Origin of the sequence: Paenibacillus sp. FSL L8-0638, assembly GCF_038593075.1 — a bacterium.
In the GTDB taxonomy this organism is placed as follows: domain Bacteria; phylum Bacillota; class Bacilli; order Paenibacillales; family Paenibacillaceae; genus Paenibacillus; species Paenibacillus polymyxa_D.
In genome coordinates this window covers 5606310-5623797 of record NZ_CP151960.1, presented here as the reverse complement: position 1 = coordinate 5623797, position 17488 = coordinate 5606310, and the positions used below count along the sequence as shown (strand labels likewise).

Annotated in this window: 14 protein-coding genes; 10 read left to right on the top strand and 4 right to left on the bottom strand. The window is 46.5% G+C overall.

Translation table 11 applies throughout. The features are described from left to right. Positions 1–2: 2 nt before the first annotated feature. From MKY35_RS25100 to MKY35_RS25075, 6 genes are all read left to right on the top strand, one after another. The gene (locus MKY35_RS25100; RefSeq protein ID WP_342445118.1) at positions 3–1634 is read left to right on the top strand and encodes a response regulator; all 1632 of its coding nucleotides are present in this window, start codon (positions 3–5) and stop codon (positions 1632–1634) included. Beyond that, a complete protein-coding gene (locus tag MKY35_RS25095; RefSeq protein ID WP_342445117.1) occupies positions 1631–3394 on the top strand; it encodes a sensor histidine kinase in 1764 nt (587 codons plus the stop codon). Before MKY35_RS25100 ends, MKY35_RS25095 begins: the two co-directional genes overlap by 4 nt. Before the next feature lie 209 nt (positions 3395–3603). Beyond that, a complete protein-coding gene (locus MKY35_RS25090; protein WP_342445116.1) occupies positions 3604–5271 on the top strand; it encodes an ABC transporter substrate-binding protein in 1668 nt (555 codons plus the stop codon). Positions 5272–5285: 14 nt separating this feature from the next. Further along, positions 5286–6266, top strand: coding sequence for a sugar ABC transporter permease (locus tag MKY35_RS25085; RefSeq protein WP_029518711.1), 981 nt, complete (start codon positions 5286–5288; stop codon positions 6264–6266). 451 nt (positions 6267–6717) lie between these two features. After that, positions 6718–7641 (top strand): carbohydrate ABC transporter permease, encoded by a 924-nt coding sequence (locus MKY35_RS25080; protein ID WP_342445115.1) that lies wholly within the window; start codon positions 6718–6720, stop codon positions 7639–7641. Between the two features lie 62 nt (positions 7642–7703). Then, positions 7704–9836 carry an endo-1,4-beta-xylanase gene (locus tag MKY35_RS25075; RefSeq protein WP_342445114.1) on the top strand — a complete coding sequence of 711 codons (2133 nt, stop codon included), beginning with the start codon at positions 7704–7706 and terminating at the stop codon, positions 9834–9836. Positions 9837–10016: 180 nt separating this feature from the next. Here the strand turns inward: MKY35_RS25075 and hxlB are convergent, their stop codons facing one another. Together hxlB and hxlA are read right to left on the bottom strand one after the other, a co-directional pair. Then, entirely contained in the window at positions 10017–10574 is a 558-nt protein-coding gene (gene hxlB / locus MKY35_RS25070; protein ID WP_342445113.1) for a 6-phospho-3-hexuloisomerase, read from the bottom strand. Between the two features lie 4 nt (positions 10575–10578). After that, entirely contained in the window at positions 10579–11214 is a 636-nt protein-coding gene (gene hxlA / locus MKY35_RS25065) for a 3-hexulose-6-phosphate synthase (protein WP_342445112.1), read from the bottom strand. Positions 11215–11772: 558 nt separating this feature from the next. Here hxlA and MKY35_RS25060 point away from each other — a divergent pair. Further along, entirely contained in the window at positions 11773–12648 is an 876-nt protein-coding gene (locus tag MKY35_RS25060) for a DNA-binding protein (protein WP_342445111.1), read from the top strand. A gap of 194 nt (positions 12649–12842) precedes the next feature. Here the strand turns inward: MKY35_RS25060 and MKY35_RS25055 are convergent, their stop codons facing one another. Both MKY35_RS25055 and pepT read right to left on the bottom strand, forming a co-directional pair. Then, the gene (locus tag MKY35_RS25055; RefSeq protein WP_342445110.1) at positions 12843–13679 is read right to left on the bottom strand and encodes a methyl-accepting chemotaxis protein; all 837 of its coding nucleotides are present in this window, start codon (positions 13677–13679) and stop codon (positions 12843–12845) included. A 198-nt stretch (positions 13680–13877) separates the two neighbouring features. Beyond that, on the bottom strand, positions 13878–15113 hold the full coding sequence (pepT, locus tag MKY35_RS25050) for a peptidase T (RefSeq protein ID WP_342445109.1): 1236 nt from the start codon (positions 15111–15113) through the stop codon (positions 13878–13880). 231 nt (positions 15114–15344) lie between these two features. Here pepT and MKY35_RS25045 point away from each other — a divergent pair, with 231 nt between their 5' ends. From MKY35_RS25045 to gpmA, 3 genes are all read left to right on the top strand, one after another. After that, entirely contained in the window at positions 15345–15632 is a 288-nt protein-coding gene (locus MKY35_RS25045) for a hypothetical protein (RefSeq protein WP_013373655.1), read from the top strand. A gap of 149 nt (positions 15633–15781) precedes the next feature. Next, the gene (locus tag MKY35_RS25040; RefSeq protein ID WP_342445108.1) at positions 15782–16522 is read left to right on the top strand and encodes a Bax inhibitor-1/YccA family protein; all 741 of its coding nucleotides are present in this window, start codon (positions 15782–15784) and stop codon (positions 16520–16522) included. 155 nt (positions 16523–16677) lie between these two features. Further along, positions 16678–17427, top strand: a complete 750-nt coding sequence (gene gpmA / locus MKY35_RS25035; RefSeq protein ID WP_342445107.1) for a 2,3-diphosphoglycerate-dependent phosphoglycerate mutase — start codon at positions 16678–16680, stop codon at positions 17425–17427. The last annotated feature ends 61 nt before the right edge of the window (positions 17428–17488 follow it).

The window sequence follows — 17488 nt, the reverse complement described above, 5'->3', positions numbered from 1 at the left end:
TTATGAAGCTGCATCGAGCCATTGTGGTAGATGATGAAACCTTTACTCGTAAAGGGCTGCTTCAACTCATGGATTGGCAAGCCTGTGGTTTTGAAATCGTAGGAGAAGCTGATAACGGTGAGGATGCGCTGGAGCTAATCAGCCGTATTCACCCGGACCTGGTCATTACCGATATTCGTATGCCTGTGCTCGACGGATTAGAGCTGATTCGATCTGTGCTCGAACAGAGTACAGAACATCCCGCGTTTATTATCTTAAGCGGCTATAGTGATTTCGCTTATGCGCAGCAGGCAATCCGCTATGGGGTTCATGATTTTATGCTTAAGCCGATTGATAAGGGTGACTTTTCGGCTACATTGCGCAAGCTGAGTGAGAGACTGCATCGTGAACAACAGAATGCGCAACGATATCAGAATCACCATGCAGGTGGGTTGTTAGAGACTGTGATGATGAACCCAGTGGATGATGTAGTGGTGACACAGTGGGAGCAGCAACTACGGCTTGAGGAGGCCACTTCTATGTACTATGTACTCGTCGAGCTGAATGACCAACATCCCTGGCGCTCTGGTGACAATAATATTATGCTATCGCTTTTCCAATTCAGGGAGCTTATAGAGCAAGCACTTCATCGTTTAATGGATGGCAAGTACCCTCTCTATGTCCATGAGCATCGTAACCGGATTGGTCTTATCGTACCGGACTTCTTTTTGAACTATTTTGAAGGCAAGGTCGAAGTCTTTATGAAAGCGCTACAACAGGAGATAGAGGGGATGAAGTCACTAAAAGACCATCTGGGAAGTCGAGTTTTCGTTTATGCAGGAAAGCCTGTGAATCGGTTGCAGGATATCCAGCAGTCCTATGCCTGTGCGAAGGAAGCGGTGCTCCATAAATACATTTATGACCATAGTGGTATTGTTGTATATCTACAGGAGGGAATGCCACCACTCCACTATAAGACCATCCCTCAGGGCGTGTTGGATCGCATGACGGAACAAGTCGAGGAACTACGGTTGGAGGAGCTGCGTGTGGCCGTGGATTATTTATTTAGCAGCTTTCGGGAGGAGTGTTATGCACCTGAGGCTGTGAAAATGAGTCTGCATCAATGCGTACTTAGTATCGTTCGGGTCATTCAAAACATGCAGGGAGATGAACGCTCACTTCAGTCACTAGAACCGATGATGAACTGGCAGGACATGAACCTGTCCCTGGGTGAGTTACAGCGATTGTTTACAGCCTTTGCAGAGGAAAGTGGAAGGTATATTGGGGTTCTGCGCAAGGATTGTCAGCAAGGAGGCATCCAGCATATCCGTGCTTACATTGAGCAGCATGCCGCCGAGAATATAAGCCTGAAAAGTATTGCGGCTCGCTTTTACATGAACCCGGTGTACCTCGGTCAATTGTTCAGAAAAACGTATGGTGTGTACTTTAACGAATTTTTGCTGAGATTGCGCGTTCAGGAGGCAAAACGTTTGTTGCGGCAGACGGATCTGCGGATTTATGAAATTGCGGAGCGCGTGGGCTTTGGCAGTTCAGACTATTTTGTTACCCAGTTTGAAAAGACGGCGCACGCCACGCCTAGTGAATACCGCAACAGCCTGAGTATTGGCGACGAGCCAGAGAGGGCCGGCGAATGAAGATGCTGAGGACGACTCTTGATCATGTGCGATTGCGGGATAAAATGCTGCTGCTTTATTTTCTGTGTGTTTTCGCGCCTGTAGTGTTGACCAATCTGGTTTTTTACCATGTTACCTCACAAAATGTGAAAGAACAGCGTATTCAGGATATTTCGCGTGCACTGGAACAGATTAAAATTGAATTTTACCGTGAATTTGAAGATGCGATGGAAATCTCGTCTATCTTTTATACCGATCATCAGCTCAATGAGGTGTTGGAACAAACATATCCCCACCCTGCTGATTATATTGCTGCCTATGACTCTTATTTACGTCGTATCTTGAACAATAATTACAGTCCTGTATACCATTCCGTAGGTGGAATTACGATCTACACCGATAATTCAACGCTGCTGGATTCCGGGGGAGTCAGTTTTATAGATGAGAGGGTCAGAAGCTTGCCCTGGTATACCAAAATCCCGCCTGGACGCCAGTCCAAGCCTATATTTGTACGTACCGATGACAGTACAGGCGAACAGCTGCACCCTTTCAGCCTGATTCGGCGGATGAACTACTTTTATTCCCAAAATGGTCGTGAAAAAATACTGAAAATAGAACTGCGAATGTCGTCCATTCGTGAGATTTTCAACAACCTGAATTTGCAGGGAAGTCTCTTTCTGCTGAACGAACGAGGGGAAATCGAATATACAACGGATCCCAAAGTTGCTATAAACCACAAAAGTGTGGCCTATAGCACCCTCAAGCTGCCCGAGGACACGATGGAGTTCAAGACGAATTATGTGCTTACGAGCAATCTGAACGGCTGGAGCATTGTGGCAGCGGTATCCAGAGATGAAATGCTGTATGAAATGCAGGAATCCCGCAACTTTGTGCTCTTGTTAACCTGTGTAAATATGCTGTTACCTACATTAATTATTATCTGGATTACACGTTCGCTGAACGTGAGGATTCATCGTATTTTAAAGCACATGAAAAAGGTGAAAAACCAGCATTTTGAGCTGATTCCCGGTACAGAGTCGCGAGATGAAATCGGGCAATTAACAGGTGAGTTTAACCGGATGACGCTGAAAATAAAGCGACTGATTAACGATGTGTATATGGCCGATATTCAACGAAAAAATCTGGAAATTCAGCGCAGACATGCCCAGTTGAATGCACTTCACAGCCAGATCAACCCCCATTTCCTGTTCAATGCGCTGGAGACGATTCGCATGCGGAGCTTGATGAAGCATGAGGATGAGACAGCGCACATTATTCATAACATGGCACGGATATTCCGCAATTCGCTGGTGTGGAACAAGGATCGGGTTACTTTGCGGGAGGAGCTGGAGCTGATCCGTTGTTTTCTGGAAATCCAGCAATATCGCTTTGGTGAGCGAATACAGTACGAAGTGCAGGCGCGCTCTGAAGACCTGGACAATCTGCTTCCCAAAATGGTCGCGCTGACACTGGTTGAAAATGCAAGTATCCACGGTATTGAGCCACTAAAGCATGGGGGACGCATTGAGATTCATTTTGAGCAGGAGGAAGGGCAACTGATTCTAACGGTTCGGGATGATGGGGTGGGCATGTCTGAGGAACAGGTACAACGTTTATATGGATACATGCAAAGGCAGGAAGAAATGGGTGAGCGTATAGGTCTGCAAAATGTCATCTATCGTCTTAAACTTTACTACGGGAGCCGCTTTGAGTTTGCCATTCGCAGTGCACCCGGCGAGGGTACGGAGATTCGAATTAGGATTCCTGCGGATCGGGAGTGAGGTGAAGAGCATACCTATTTTGCTTTGAAGGACCTTTACCTATAGTTTTCTAAGTAATACCTTTAGATTGACAGGTGAACGAAATGAACAGCATTTTATAAAATGAAAGTGCTTACAATTTAGGGTGTGCGGGATTCTCAGTTCTAGCGGTACGTGCACACGATATTCATACACAATCGACAAAAGAGGGCGAAAGGGGAGGGTCTGGCATGACAAGCAAAAGGATCGGAATCATCACTCTGGTAATGGTTATGATGGCATCTATGATCGCTGCTTGCTCAGGGAGCTCGGGCAAGGAGCCGGCGTCAGGAGATAGCAAGGAGAAGGTCACATTCACGTATTTTAATGCCACTGCGGGCAGGGACATTAATACCAATGAAACGCGGATCGGCAAAATCCTGGAGGACCAGACGGGGGTAAACTGGAAGCTGGAGCATTTGGTGGGTGATTCCAATACGAAGATCGGTACATTTATTGCCAGTAACGATTTCCCGGATGTGATAGTACCGGATGGCACGATCGATAAGCTGCTGGATGCCGGGGCTTTTATTCCCCTGAATGATTTGATCGACAAATACGGACCGAATATTAAGCGTGTATATGGACCGTACTACAACTTGATGAAGGCGGAGGATGGGAACATTTATTTTCTGCCGCTCAGTGCGGTGGTAGGCGATTATTTACCTGCGCCTAACTTGGAGCAAGGAGCCTTTTGGGTGCAACGCAGGGTATTAAAAGAAGCGGGATTTCCAAAAATCAAAACACTTGACGAGTATTTAGCTCTGATTCGTAACTATGCGAAAAAACATGCAGATGAGGGCTTGACGGGGTACCTGGCGTTAACCACGCAGGATAGGTTTTATGCTCTTACGAACGCGCCGATGCATCTGGCAGGCTATCCGAATGATGGCGGCACGATTATTGATATGAAGACACACCGGGCCACGGATTATGGAGATATGGAAATCACAAAGCGGTATCTGAAAGAGCTAAATCAGCTCAATGTAGAGGGCCTATTTGATAAATCGTCCTTTGTGGACAATTACGATCAATATTTGGCGAAGCTGACCTCGGGTAAGGTGCTGGGCTTTTTCGACTACCGCTGGCAGGCGGGGCAGGCCCTGAATAATCTGCAGGAGGCTGCCAAGCAATCGGGCAATGATGATATGGAGTATATAGGGCTGCCTATTGTATACGACCAGAATATAAAGGATCAGTACATTGATCCGTCGTCATTCGTTAATAACCGAGGCATAGGAATTACGGTCAGTGCCAAGGACCCGGTACGTATCATCAAATTTTTTGACAACCTGCTGACGGACGAAAACCAGATATTATCCAACTGGGGAATCAAGGGGGAAACCTATGATGTAGATAAAAAAGGACGCTTTTACCGGACTGAGGAGCAAATTAAGCAGACTGGTCAGGACGCGTTCCGCGAATCATTCGGGTTCAAATATTTTGAATATAGTTGGCCGCGATACGGTAGCGGTTCTACCCTGCCTGACGGCAACTCGGTTGGCCCCGGACGGCAGCCTGAGGTTGCGCGTATGTCCTACACCGAGGGAGATAAAAAGCTACTAAAAGTCTATGGTGTAGAGTCCTTCTCGCAAATGTTTTCCGCACCTGACGAGCGCCCATGGTATCCGGCCTGGAGTATCCCGATTGCTCAAGGCTCAACTGCGCAGCTCTTCCAGCAAAAGAAGGGGGACCTACAGCGCAAATATTTCCCGCGTTTGGTGCTGTCTGCACCGGAGCAGTTTGATGCGATTTGGAATGAATACACTACTGAATTCAACAAGCTGGATGTAAAGGCGTATGAGGAGCTGATCACGAAGGAGGTTGCCAAAAAAATCGAAAATCCCGGTAAAAAATAAAGGAGGAAGCAGCTATGGGCCACTCGTCACCACCACCTGTCACGATCTCCCCGGATCATTTTCCGCCCTCGCGGCGAACCGGCTTTAGGGGATTTATGCACAAGCTGAATCAGCAACGGGCACTGGTATGGATGTCCGTCCCTTTTTTAATCTGGCTGTTCATCTTCAAGTATTTGCCCATCTGGGGCTGGACGATTGCCTTTCAGGATTTTAAGCCTGCCCGCAAGTTGCTCGATCAGCAATGGGTCGGATTAAAACATTTCCATTTTCTATTTCAGGATGAACACTTTCTGCGGGTCATGCGCAATACGCTGGCGATGAGCTTTATTAATCTGGTGCTGGGCTTTGTCACCGCTATAACATTAGCGATTTTGCTGAATGAGCTTCGCCAGCTCGTATTTAAGCGGGTGGTACAGACGATCAGCTATCTGCCGCATTTTATTTCGTGGGTGGTCGCGGCCAGCATCATTAGTACGGCGCTGTCTGCAGATGGCGGCATCATCAATGAGGTGCTGATGTGGCTGGGGTTGATTAAGGAGCCTATTCTGTGGCTGGGCGAGGGAAGCTATTTCTGGGGCATTCTCGGTGCATCGGAGGTATGGAAAAATGTCGGCTGGAATACCATCATTTATTTGGCCGCGATGACGATGATTGATCCCTCGCAGTATGAAGCGGCTGAGATGGATGGAGCAGGGCGTTTTCAGCGGATTTGGCATGTGACATTACCCGGATTGAAGCCTGTATTTATCATCCTGCTCATTATGAACATCGGCAATCTGCTGGAATCCGGCTTTGAGCCGCAATACTTACTGGGCAACGGTATGAACGTGGATTACTCGGAGAATCTGGATATTTTTGTGCTGAAATATGGTATCCAGATGGGTAATTTCTCGCTTTCCATTGCTGCCGGGATGTTCAAAACGGTGGTCAGCTTCATCTTACTGTTTAGCGCCAATCATATTGCGAAGCGGTTAGGGGAGGAGAGATTGTTCTAAAAAAAGAGTGAGTTTCTGGGGAGGGCTCGTTGTCGCTTCACGTGCGGATTGTTCTTCCGATCGCTGTTATCCCCGTATTTTCTTATTGGAATAAAGATTATAGGTTAAAATCCGGGGATAAAGGCGAACGCTCCGCTTCTTCAGAACAATTCCGCCCGCTCCGCTGCTACCCGCCGTAAAGTCACTTTTTTTGAGAACTGAGGGTAGTGGCAAGGGGAGAGCTTAGGGAAGGCGCGTGACTCGCGCTTCCTTGGGTAAATGCGCCATGATGGTTGGCTCAGCTTCACTATCGCCATTAGAGGCTGATTTTTAGGACTGTGCTATTCGAAGGAGATAGCAGAGGGTGCGTGCTCTTCATACTACAGGAGAAGATCAGTGGATTTTTAGCAGGCCGCTTCGCTGACCTTATCAGTCAGATGATTAGGCTATTTTTTAGAAAGGAGCGGAAGTCATGGGTAAAGGAAAGGCCGTACACGGGCGATTTCGGGCCCCCTCGGATCGGATTTTTGATGCGTGCAATATTCTGTTTATGCTCTGCCTGATGGTGTTCACGCTGTATCCGTTTTTGAATACGCTGGCGGTTTCGTTGAATGAAGCGAATGATTCGATACGGGGCGGGATTTATTTGTGGCCACGTGAATTTACGTGGAGTAATTATGAATTTGTGTTCAAGGAAGCGACGATTTTCCATGCTACGCTGATTTCTGTATTACGTACGGTTGCGGGCACGGTGACTTCGGTGTTTTGCTGCGCGATGGTGGCGTACACGATCAGTCGGCCGGAATATGTGCTGCGTAAATTTGTTTCGATTGCTTTTATTTTAACGATGTATTTTAGCGGTGGACTGATTCCGAACTTTCTCCTGATTCGTGAGCTTGGGATGCTGGGGACTTTCTGGGTGTATGTCGTGCCGGGATTGATTGGGGTGTTTAATGTGATTGTCATTCGCTCCTTTATTGAGGGATTGCCGGAAGGGATTTTGGAGTCGGCGCGTATTGACGGGGCGGGGGAGTTTGCCACTTTTATGCGCATCGTTTTGCCGCTGTGTGTTCCCGTACTGGCGACGGTGTCGCTGTTTACAGCGGTCGCGCAATGGAATTCCTGGTTCGATGTGTTTTTATACAATTCGTCATATGAGCAATGGAGCACTCTTCAATATGAGCTGATGAAAATATTGCAAAATTCCAACACGTCTGTTAACACTCAGGACTATGCGAGCCAATTCGCTGGTTCGGAAAATCTAGCGAAGTCGGTCACGCCTACCTCGATTCGGGCCACGATGACGATTGTCGCTTCAGTGCCTATTATTTTAGTTTATCCCTTTTTGCAAAAATACTTTGTGAAGGGTATGACCTTGGGCGGTGTCAAAGGATAGTAAATGAAAACCAATGGTGCCAAATACCAATTCCAAAAAATCGGAGTACGGGAGGGATTGCTTTGCGGTCATGTTGGGTTAAGCCTTTTTGTCTGGTACTGGCTGGAGCGCTGTTGTTATCGCCTGTCGGTTGGTGGGGAGCGTCTGTGGTGAAGGCAGCTCCGTCTATAGAACATTCCCCGCTCGTTTCGGATACGGTGCTGCCAGCGGGTAATATCCATAAGACCATTGGAACGTATGGATTTGAGCAAGGAAACAGCGACGGCTGGAAGCCCCGGGGAAGTTATACACAAATTGCATCCGTCACGGAAGCAGCATATGGCGGCACGCACAGTCTAAAGGCAACTGCTCGCACGGCGGCTTGGAACGGAGCGGAGCTGGATGTGAAGTCGCTATTGCAGCCGGATGTAGAGTATGAAATTAGTGGCTATGTGAAGCTAGATGGTCATTCTGCGGTTCCGAGCATGGTTAAACTTACAGTGGAGCAGCAGCCGACAGGCGGGACTACGACATGGAAGACGGTAGCGCAGACGGAGACGGCGGATACATCGTGGATTAAACTTCAGGGGAAATATACTTTTACCGGGGGGATGGATGCATTGAAGCTGTATGTGGAAAGCTCGAATCCCGCGCAGGCCTACTATGTGGATGAGGTAGAAATAACACAGGTATCGAAGACGCCAACGGAGCCGACTAATGGTATCGTATCGGGGTTTGAAGAGGGTACGGCTCAAGGATGGGTGTCCCGTATGGGAGCCGAGACCGTGCAGGTTTCGGATGCCGATGCACGAAGCGGCTCATACAGTCTGCTGACAACAGGCAGACAAAAGACATATGCCGGACCGAAGCTGGATGTAACTACTACGATGCAAAAGGGCAGCCGATATACGGTCAGTGCCTGGGTGAAGCTGGCGCCGGGTGAGCAGCCTGCCAAGGTGAGGCTCAGCGTGCAGCGTGATCACCAAGGGAATAGTGCGTATGAAACTGTTGTAGGCGACACGGCTACTACGACAGGGGGATGGATGCATTTATCTGGTACGTATACGCTCGCGCATGATGCAGACACTGTTTCTATGTATTTGGAAACGGCAGAAGGAACGTCTTCCTTTTATATGGATGATTTCGAGCTGTCACTTGTACCACCATTGGCTATTGAAAAGGAAATTCCTTCTTTGCATGGACTATATGGTGGACAGTTTAGCATTGGCACGGCGATTGAAGCTTTCCAGACCGAAGGGGCTTACGGAGAGTTGGTCCAGAAGCATTTTAACAGCGTCGTTGCAGGGAATGCGATGAAGCCGATCTCCTTACAACCGTCCGAGGGACAGTTTCATTGGGAGGAAGCAGACCAAATTGTGCAGTTTGCTAGACAGCATGGACTGGAAGTTCGCTTTCATACTTTGGTGTGGCATAACCAAACTGGGGATTGGATGTTCAAGGATAAGAATGGACAGCCGATGACACCGACTGCTGAAAATAAAAAGCTTTTGCTGGATCGGCTGGAGACGCATATTCGCGCTGTTGCAGCGCGGTATAAAAATGTCATCACTGATTGGGATGTGGTGAATGAGGTCATTGATCCTGATCAGCCGGATGGCATGCGCCGCAGCAAGTGGTATCAGATTACCGGTACTGATTATATTGAAAAAGCATTCCGTGTCACGAGGGAAGCGGCGGGCCCGAACGCACGACTATTCATTAACGATTACAACACGCATGAGCCGAAGAAACGGGATTTTCTGTACAATTTGGTACGTGATCTGCTCGCTAAAGGTGTACCGATTGACGGGGTAGGCCACCAATCGCATATCCGCCTGGAGTTTCCCGCTATTAGCGAGATTGAGCAGTCCATAGAAAAGTTTGTTTCGCTTGGTCTGGATAATCAGATTACCGAGCTGGATATGGGTCTTTATTCCAATGACACAGATCGCTATGAAACGATTCCAGAATCTATGCTGATCCGGCAGGCTCACCGCTATCGGGCGCTGTTCGATATGTTTTCAAGGCAGCAGGATCATATCAGCAATGTGACGATTTGGGGTACGGATGATGGAAATACGTGGCTCAGCACGTTTCCAATAGCCCGGTTGGATAAGCCGCTACTATTCGACGAACGGTTAAAGGCCAAATATGCCTATTGGGCACTTGCTGATCCGTCCAAAGTCCCGCCGTTGCCAGCAGGGAATAACGAATAAATGGTTTGAATACATGCCGGCCTTTGTTAGCTCACCTGAACGCAATGGCGGTTTCACGGGAGCATGGATTGGCATATATGCTGTATCGAATGTCCGCTTATACAAGCATAAAAGCAGGCTGTCCTTCACATGTGAAATGTAAAGGACAGCCTGCTTTGTTATCGTAAAGGACTTGCAGTTTTATTCCAAGTTAGCGTGTTGGCCAAACATAGATTTGGAGGTCAATTTGCGCAGCTCCATCGTTCTGAGTACCAGTGCATCACCGTACAACAGCAGGGTTTGCTCAAACAATGAGCCCATAGGCTGAATCGTCTGGTAATCCTTGTTGGAAGGATCCTTGGGTGCACCGGGCAGCTTGACGATGATATTGGTCAGTTTGCCGATGGTAGACTCGGGGGACGTGGTTAGAAGCGCCAGAGAGGCCCCGAGTTTCTTTGCTTTTTCTGCCATGGAGATCAGGCTTTTGGTTTCGCCAGAGCCTGAACCAATAATGAGCAGGTCGCCCTCGCCCAAGCCGGGAGTTACGGTTTCACCCACCACGTAAGCTTGAATTTCCATGTGCATCAGTCGCATCGCCAGCGAGCGAATCATGAACCCTGAGCGGCCCGCACCTGCCACGAATACCTTATTCGCAGCGGTGATGGAGTGGATCAACTGTTCTGATTCGGTATCGCTGATTAGCTGTGGAACGAATTGCAGTTCCTTGATGACCTCAGATAAATATTGAGAGGTTTCCATTGGATTAACCTTGTTTGATGAGCTGCTGCATTTGCGAAGCTACAGCCTTTTTGTCGTCTTCGCCAGTGATACCGCCGCCTACGATAACCAGATCCGGTTGAGCTTTTACCACTTCAACCAATGTACTCAGCTTGATGCCGCCAGCTACGGCTGTTTTGGAGTTTTTCACGACTTGTTTGACGGTTTGCAGTGCTTCGAACGGGCTCTGTCCTTCAGCTTGCAGATCGTAGCCTGTATGCACACAGATGTAGTCAACGCCAAGGGCGTCGATTTCTTTCGCACGTTGCTCCAGGTTTTTAACACCGATCATGTCCACCAGGATTTTTTTGCCGCCTTGTTTTTTGGCTTCTTCTACTGCACCTTTGATTGTTGCATCTTCAGCTACAGCCAAAATCGTAACGATATCTGCACCAGCCTCGGAAGCTTTTAGCACTTCATAGCCCCCTGCATCCATAACCTTCAGGTCAGCCAGCACTTTCAGATTCGGGAATGCTTCTTTCATTGCTCTTACTGCATGAAGTCCTTCATTGATGACAATCGGCGTACCGATCTCTACGATATCAATATACGACTCTACTTCTTTTACCAATGCAATCCCTTGTGGGATATCTACTAAGTCTAAAGCCAATTGAAGTTCCATGTTATTAACTTCACTCCTTAAGTGAATTTGTATTTGATGAACAGGTACATGCTCTGTTGAGTATCACTCTATACTTTGGTTTCATGCACAGGTTTGATTGTAAGGCCCCGGTATCCGGTTGAAAAGTACGCACTAATTCGTAACGTAGTTACCCCCACGATACTATAGCACCATAAAAACTATCCATTAGAGAGCTTCTACTTTGTCTTTTTTAGCATTATTTCTATAAGGAGAGTCAACTATTCGTAACCGAGGATTTTGCAAAAATCCCATAAGAGACTTCCAATGAACAAGATATAGATCGAAATGGTTTGGTTCGTCTATATCTTGCACTTCGGAGCGACTGGAATCGAATTTTGCAAAATCCATAACCGTACACAGCAATGTAAGGTTGCAAAAAAAAGAAGATAGCGATGATTGAATTGACTTCAAGTTAGGTTTTGACTATATTTGCAATATACGGTATGCAAAAAATGGAGGCTAGCAGCATAACTGCCCTGAAAAATAGCCATTGGGCTAGGGGTAACCGCAATTTTCAGGCTAGGGAGGCGGGGTCTAATGGAAGAGGTCTTGAACCAAAGGGAAGCCATTTATTTGTTGTCGGACAGTCACGAACTCGATAAAGCTTGTGAGTTGTTTAGACTCAGCTACACACATAATGATTGGGATGAAGCGAACAAAGTAGCAGACTTTCTGCATACGTTGGCTGAAAACCTGTATCACACCCAACTGAGAAATGCTGCAGACGGCAAGTATGAGACATTGGACACCAAACACCCGCTAGTGTTTTATTATGCTTACAGTTATCTGGCGAAGTCTATTTACTATCAGAATATGGGCAAGTATGAGGAAGCTAGAAGCTATATTATGAAGTATAGCGAAATGGGCTGGTTTATGGGGCTGGATCAGAGCGGTCACGAAGAAGTAGAGAGATTCCGTTTCCTCGCCAAGGTCAATTTATTTACGATTGAGTTACTTTCGGGGAGAAGGGGACTTTTGCCTGAGTACGTTCAATTTCTTCATGACAATGAAGAGGAGTTACTTCCAGGATTGGTTGGTATTGTGGAAGCGGCTAACTTGAATAATTGGAATATAGACGACTTGCTGAACGATTTTGCTGATGATATTAAGATATTTGAAGGTTATGAAGATAGAGCAAACCGCGTATATTATCTAAAACTGGTCAACCAATTGGCCATTTACCATTTCAAGAAGAAGCAGTACTCCATTGCCTTAAATTATGTTCTTGATTCTCTGCAATTCTCTGCCAATGTAGAAGTGGATGCCAATTTCAGGACATTGGTTGCTCTGTTTGAGACTTATCGAGATTGGGCAACACCATCACAGCAAGAGCAATACCAAACCATTTTATTAAGGGGGCTTCATGCTGAAAAAGGCATTAATCTCGGTAACTATGGCCTTGGCGTCTCTTAGTATTGCTCTTCCGGTGGGAAATATTTGGGGAGGGTTAGACCCTGTGATTCCTTCAAATCATGGTGTTTTTTCTTTTTCTTATCCTGCTTGAGTTTCAGATTTAGATCCCTTAAGCCCGATAGGCCTTTTGTACATAAAGGGAGCACACTTTTACGCATTTTGCGATCCGTGTGCTCCCCTTTTTATGCCAAAATTTATTTTACGACATACGAAGTCAGGCTATTGGTCAGATGTTGCATCGTTTCACTCGCCTTTTGCATACGGTCCATCACTTCAGTGAAAGAGCCTACCAGAGTCGCCTGCTCCTGAGAAGAAGAAACAATTTGCTCAATTTCCTGCTCCATTTGACGAATGGAGTTCTGTACATCCTTAAGGGCCCCTTCAATATCGACCGTCGCCTTTTTGGATTCTACGGATAGCTTGCGCACCTCTTGAGCGACGACACCAAAGCCTGCTCCTGCTTCTCCGACACGCGCGGCCTCAATCGCTGCATTCAATCCAAGCAGGTTGGTTTGATCGGAAATTTCCTTGATGAACACAGCTACCTGATTGATTTTACCCGAGTTTTGCACAGCGATTTGGGTGTTTTTCAAAATTTGTTCACTGGTTGCCTGAAGCTCCTCGGAATGAGCTGCCACATGCTGTACCATATCAATGAGCTGCTCGGTGATGGAGCGGTTCTCGGACACGATTTGATCCAGTTGATTTTTGTTAGTCAAATTATAAGAGGCCGCAAATGCTGCAATGACTTCACCTTTCTCGTCCAATACAGGAATACTGATCATATCCAGAGGAAACCCTAGAATTTCAGCAGGAATGTGGGTCAGGCTGGTTTCACGTCCATTTTTAAGCATGGCAAAATCCTTATAGTCCTCGAGTAGCTCCGAGCCTGTTTCAAAGCCGAGGTCCATACCCTCCGATTGGGTATACATAAGGACATGAGTTCGGTCGAAGAGAGCAAGGGTCACTTTCTCACGCATGATCTGTTGTATGTAGGGAATGGCTGCAATTAATGCATCTATTGTATTCAAATAGATAACCTACCTTTCTTTACTAGGTATATTTTTTATAGTCTCGTATATAGTTGTCGGTCTAAAGATGGATAAAAGTTATAAAGATATTGAATCTTTAAGGAAGTGAAAGCATCAGAAAAAAAGGCATACCGTTTCCATTTCGAAACGATATGCCTTCTATTTAATCTGAATGTGTCAGTGCTGTGTATAGGTAGTTCACTTGCCGCGTTGCTCGAACAGTTGTGCGATTTCCACAATAACCTTGGTAGCGAGCACCATGTTGTCCACCGACACATATTCAAACTTACCGTGGTAGTTCTCCCCACCTGTAAAAATATTCGGTGTAGGCAGTCCCATGTAGGATAGCTGTGAACCGTCTGTACCGCCACGGATCGGCTTGATAATGGGTTCGATATTCAGCTTTGTCATTGCTTCATAAGCGACGTCGACGATATGCTTGACTGGCTCTATTTTCTCTTTCATGTTGTAATATTGATCTCTCAGCTCCAGCGCAATACGGTTTTCTCCATATGCGGCCTGCAGCTCTTTGACTATATTTGTTAAATAAGCTTTCCGGTTTTCAAAGCTCTCGCGGTCAAAATCACGGATAATATAGTACAGTTTAGCTTGTTCTGCCGTGCCTGTAGACTCCAAGAGATGATAGAAGCCATCATATCCGTCTGTATATTCCGGGGCTTCGTTTGCAGGTAACCGACTGTGCAGCTCCATAGCGATTTTGGCAGCGTGGATCATTTTGTTTTTAGCCGTACCAGGATGCACATTCACACCGTGAATGGTAATATGGGCGGCTGCGGCGTTAAAGCTCTCATACTCCAGTTCTCCGAGCGGTCCGCCGTCTACCGTATAGGCATATTCAGCGCCAAAAGCGGCTACATCAAAGCGTTCCGGTCCTCTCCCAATCTCTTCGTCCGGTGTAAAAGCAACGCGAATTTTGCCATGTTGAATTTCTGGATGGTCAATCAGGTAGTGGATAGCTGTCATGATTTCTGCGATCCCGGCTTTGTTGTCTGCACCGAGCAGGGTGGTACCATCTGTTGTGATCAGGGTGTGGCCTTTATATTGAGTCAGTTCGGGAAACTCACGTGGAGAAAGAACCACACCAAGCGAAGCATTCAGCGTGATATCGCCCCCATCATAGTTTTCAGTCAATTGCGGCTTTACCCCTGCACCAGTCAGTTCGGTAGCCGTATCGAGGTGAGCGAGAAAACCGATGACGGGAACCACTTTATCCGTATTGGAAGGAAGGGTTGCCATCACATAACCATGATCATCAATGGTTACGTCTGTCATACCAATGGCTTTCAATTCGTCCACCAAAAGGTTGCCCAATGTAAGCTGTCCAGGTGTAGTGGGGCAAGTGTGGCTGCTTTCATCAGATTGGGTATCTACCTGAACATATGTAGTCAGGCGGTCAATCAGTTCCTGTTTCATGTGGTTATCCTCCTTGGGTCTTTTTCATTATGGTACGTATTTTATCATGATTAGGCTTACGATATGAAAAAAATGGTTTAACCTTTCAGAATGACAGGTTGTTTTTAGCACATATAGAGAGATGTTAACCTATGAGTCTTTTAAATTGTGTCTTATTACTGAGTCACTTAACGTTACGTTCATAGATTGGAAGCATAGAATACACTATCAAACGCAAGGGAGGTGAATTCTATGGCGATCCTTTTACCTTCGCAAATTTACAATCTTGCTGCTGGTGTAGGTAAGTCCTTTTTTGAAAACCTGAGAGGCGGTAGTAATGCTACAATTACCGTTAATAATTTCGGTGCCAATCCGGTGGATCTTGTGGTTACCCGTGTCAATGCTCCTGTGATCACTTATACTATTCCGGCGGGCAATAGTCTGACGTTAGAAGTTGCCTTGCTGCTGGTAGCTGCTCTCCAAGCTACTCCAGTTGGAGCAGTAACAGGTAGCATCCAAATTGCTACTGCTGATTTTTAATCTGTAACGACTTGACCCTCTAACTCTAGCTTTGCTGAAAAGCAAGGTTAGAGTTTTTTTATTGTTTGAAATTTTCTGAAACTTTTCTCAGGTTGTGCCGATATATACATATGACATCGTAAATAACACATCGAAAAGGAGTACCCTGTATGAGCTTTAGCAATCCGGTTTTACGTGATGACATTTTTTTGCGTGAAGATGAAAGAGAAGCTAGCGAACAACGTATGACCATCGGAGGAACGGTGAACAAAACGTTGCTTCTGCTGGTCTTGCTCATCGTCTCTGGCAGTATTACCTGGTATATGACCTATCAAGGAACCATAGAGGTGCTATCGTTGATGACGGCAGGCTTTATTGGGATGGCAGGCATAGCACTTTCGATATCCTTTTTTCCAAAAACGGCTCCATTGCTCTCTCCTGTATATGCGATTCTGAGTGGCTTTGCTTTGGGTGGCGTTTCCGCTTTTATGGAATATGAGTACCCTGGAATTGTAGTTAATGCCATTTTGCTGACAGTGGGTATCTTGTTCTTGATGCTCTTTATGTATACACAACGAATCATCAAGGTGACACGTGGCTTTATCTCATTTGTTGTCCTATGTACGATGGCGATTTTTCTAGTGACGTTGGTTGATTTTATTTTGAATTTTTTCGGTATGAATGTTCCGTACATCCATGAAACGGGCTGGGTGGGTATTGGTATTAGTTTATTTATCGTCATCATTGCCGCTTTGAATCTGCTCGTAGATTTTAATTTCGTTGAGGAACAAGCTGATCAAGGTGCACCCAAATATATGGAATGGTATGGCGCTTTTGCATTGCTGGTAACGTTAGTGTGGCTATATGTACGAATATTGGATCTGCTAGCCAAGTTGAGCAATAGGGACTAAGGTCTGCGATTACTTCATATGGTTAAGTAGAATGAGAAGAAGGACGGCTGAATGTCGTCCTTTTTGTATGCAAGAAGCGGTTTAAAAAATGCATTTTACGTTAAATACATAGAAGTTGGGTAAAACATTAGGACAGACAGGAGAGGAGTGAGTGCATGTATCAAGTGGTGCTGGTTAGGCATGGAGAAAGCGTGTATAACCGACAAAACCTGTTTACGGGCTGGACGGACGTGGACCTGACTGAACAAGGGACTCATGAGGCCATTGAGGCGGGACGTATTCTCAAGGAGGCTGGTTATACGTTTGATTTGGCATTTGCCTCTGTGCTAAAACGATCTATCCGCACGTTGTATCATATCTTGGATGAGCTGGATCATCTGTGGATACCCGTGCAGAAGTCATGGAAGCTGAATGAACGCCATTATGGCGCTCTGCAGGGGCTTAGCAAGCTGGATTCTGCCGTTGAATTCGGCGAGGAACAGGTTCATATCTGGCGGCGCAGCTTGACGGTACGACCTCCCATGCTGGATGAGAAGGATGAGCGGAGTCCACGCAGAGAAGAGCGTTATCGTAATATTAAGCCAGAAGAGCTGCCACTTGGGGAAAGTCTGGAAGACACAGTGCACCGGGTCGGTGAGTTTTGGAAGCAGCGGATTGTACCTTTGATTCTCAAAAAGGATCGAGTTATCATTTCTGCACATGGTAACACTTTGCGGGCCTTAATTAAGTATATGGAGAATCTGGACGAAACCGCATTGCTGGATTTGAATATTCCGACAGGCATTCCCCTGGTGTACGAGCTGGATGAGCATATAGATCCCATCCGGCGCTTTTATCTCGGTGATCCGAGTCATGTAGAGGCTAAGAAGCAGGCTGTGGCCAACCAAAGCAAGGTAACGGAGTGATTTTCCATACACAAAGAGGACAGGGCGCCTCCTCGCATCCTGTCCTCTTTGTGTTGGGTAT

Excerpts from the sequence above, each read along its gene's own strand:
- MKY35_RS25100 (WP_342445118.1), top strand. The coding sequence starts at position 3 with ATGAAGCTGCATCGAGCCATTGTGGTAGATGATGAAACCTTTACTCGT.
- MKY35_RS25095 (WP_342445117.1), top strand. The coding sequence starts at position 1,631 with ATGAAGATGCTGAGGACGACTCTTGATCATGTGCGATTGCGGGATAAA.
- MKY35_RS25090 (WP_342445116.1), top strand. The coding sequence starts at position 3,604 with ATGACAAGCAAAAGGATCGGAATCATCACTCTGGTAATGGTTATGATG.
- MKY35_RS25085 (WP_029518711.1), top strand. The coding sequence starts at position 5,286 with ATGGGCCACTCGTCACCACCACCTGTCACGATCTCCCCGGATCATTTT.
- MKY35_RS25080 (WP_342445115.1), top strand. The coding sequence starts at position 6,718 with ATGGGTAAAGGAAAGGCCGTACACGGGCGATTTCGGGCCCCCTCGGAT.
- hxlB (WP_342445113.1), bottom strand. The coding sequence starts at position 10,574 with ATGGAAACCTCTCAATATTTATCTGAGGTCATCAAGGAACTGCAATTC.
- hxlA (WP_342445112.1), bottom strand. The coding sequence starts at position 11,214 with ATGGAACTTCAATTGGCTTTAGACTTAGTAGATATCCCACAAGGGATT.
- MKY35_RS25060 (WP_342445111.1), top strand. The coding sequence starts at position 11,773 with ATGGAAGAGGTCTTGAACCAAAGGGAAGCCATTTATTTGTTGTCGGAC.
- pepT (WP_342445109.1), bottom strand. The coding sequence starts at position 15,113 with ATGAAACAGGAACTGATTGACCGCCTGACTACATATGTTCAGGTAGAT.
- MKY35_RS25045 (WP_013373655.1), top strand. The coding sequence starts at position 15,345 with ATGGCGATCCTTTTACCTTCGCAAATTTACAATCTTGCTGCTGGTGTA.
- MKY35_RS25040 (WP_342445108.1), top strand. The coding sequence starts at position 15,782 with ATGAGCTTTAGCAATCCGGTTTTACGTGATGACATTTTTTTGCGTGAA.
- gpmA (WP_342445107.1), top strand. The coding sequence starts at position 16,678 with ATGTATCAAGTGGTGCTGGTTAGGCATGGAGAAAGCGTGTATAACCGA.